Consider the following 1980-nt stretch of genomic DNA (forward strand, 5'->3'; position numbering starts at 1 on the left):
ATTTTACTATGGGTTTGGGCGAGTGTGGTAAGGCAAGGGAGTAAAAGTGAAGGATTGTGAGTAAATGTTAGTAAAGTTACAACTATTGATGAACCCTACTGATATCCAGCCGCTTGCAGCGAAAAAAGTCGAGCATAACGTCCCTGTGCCTCCAACAACTCCTCATGAGTGCCTGCTTCTACCACTACCCCATCCGCCAAAACCGCGATCGTGTCAGCCATCCGCACAGTAGAAAAGCGGTGAGAAATGAGGATAACCATTTGAGTTTTCGTCACAGTCCGTAAATGGTTAAAAATTTGGAACTCAGCTTCCGCATCCATCGCCGCCGTCGGTTCATCCAATACCAAAACATCAGCATCAGTTCGCATAAAAGCCCTAGAAAGCGCGATTTTTTGCCACTCACCGCCAGAAAGCTCTACTCCAGATTTGAACCAACGCCCCAACTGCGTTTCAAAGCCAGCAGGCATTGACTCGATTAACGGTTTAGCCATCCCCTTAGCAGCAGCCATTTGCCAACGTTTTCGGTCTTGCAGATGCTCAACATCTCCCACACCCACATTCTCTCCGACAGTAAACTGATAGCGCACAAAGTCCTGAAAAATTACCGCATATCTGCGATGCAATGCTGCTATATCCCATGCTTGCAAATCCAAACCATCGAGCAGAATGCGCCCAGAAGAAGGAGCGTACAATCGAGTTAAAAGCTTGATTAGCGTTGTTTTTCCAGAACCGTTCTCCCCCACTATTGCTAGTTTCTGTCCTGGTTTCAGGTGCAGAGAGATGCCTTGTAATGCAGGTTTCTCGCTGCCTGGATATGTGAAGCTGACATTCTCGAATAGCACGCCATCATTAGGAATTAACCCTTGAGTCGCTTTACCTTTCGATTTGGGAATATGCTGTTCTAAAAACTCGTAGAGATTGGACAAGTACAGGTTATCCTCGTACATTCCTCCCACCGCACCCAAAGCCGACGAAAATGTAGACTGTCCTTGACGGAATATCACCAAATACATCGTCATATCCCCCAGGGAAATCTTGCCGCCAATGGTTTCTACGACAATCCAAGCATAGGCAAGGTAAAATGTGGCGGTACTCAGCAAACCCAGCAGATAACCCCAGAATCCACGCCGCAAAGTCAAATCTCGGTCTTCATCATAAAGTCGGTGGAAAATGTCTCGATACCGCGCTAACAAAATTTGCCCAAGCTGGTACAGCTTGACTTCTTTGGCGTAGTCTTCCCTTGCAATTAAAGTTTCCAGGTAAGTCTGTTGTCGCGTTTCTGGAGAACGCCAGCGAAATAAGCGGAAAGCTTCTCCAGCAAACCGTGTCTCGGCGATGAAAGCGGGAATTCCGGCTACTGCTAGTATTACCACCGCTAAAACTGAAAATTGTAGTAGGAGAGTGCCGTAGGTAATCAGGGAGAGAATATCCTGAATTAGCTTGAAGGTGCGACTAACTAGGCTTAAGGGACGGCTTGATGCTTCTCGCCGCGCCTGATTCATCTTGTCGTAGAACTCTGAATCCTCAAAGTGAACGAGGTCGAGTGTCAGTGCTTTCTCTAGAATCAGAACGTTTACTTTTTGACCGAGTAACACCCGCAGCAGCGATTGGCAAACACCCAAACCCCGTTGCGTGCCATTGAGTAAGGCGATTAAGAGTGCTTCTAATCCTACATAGCTTAATGCTAAAAGGCTTAAGCTCTCTACACCTGAACGAGAAGCATTAATTACACTATCGACAATTAACTTGCCGACGTAAGCAATTACTGCCGGGAAAAGTCCCGCTGCCAAAGTCAGAACAGCAAAGATTAAGGTGAGGCTAGGACTGGTACTCCAGACTAAACTGATGGCCCGATCGCTGTATCGAAAGATGGCTGCTGATTGAAGCAGGCGCTGCCAAGCAAATCTTAAGGCGTTGAAGAACTTTTGCTGCTTCATAATCAGGAAAGCTACTTACGTTATAGCTAGGGGCTAGGGGCTA

Annotated in this window: 1 protein-coding gene; it reads right to left on the bottom strand. The window is 47.0% G+C overall.

The annotated features are described in order from the left end of the window. Window positions 1-95: 95 nt before the first annotated feature. Window positions 96-1937: an ABC transporter ATP-binding protein gene (locus LAY57_RS35445; protein ID WP_249072162.1), complete on the bottom strand. Its 1842-nt coding sequence runs from the start codon at window positions 1935-1937 to the stop codon at window positions 96-98. Between the last annotated feature and the right edge of the window lie 43 nt (window positions 1938-1980).

It is taken from the genome of Argonema antarcticum A004/B2, from assembly GCF_023333585.1.
GTDB lineage: Bacteria > Cyanobacteriota > Cyanobacteriia > Cyanobacteriales > Aerosakkonemataceae > Argonema > Argonema antarcticum.

Bases quoted from the DNA above. Each gene is read 5' to 3' on its own strand.
- LAY57_RS35445 (WP_249072162.1), bottom strand. From the start codon at position 1,937: ATGAAGCAGCAAAAGTTCTTCAACGCCTTAAGATTTGCTTGGCAGCGC.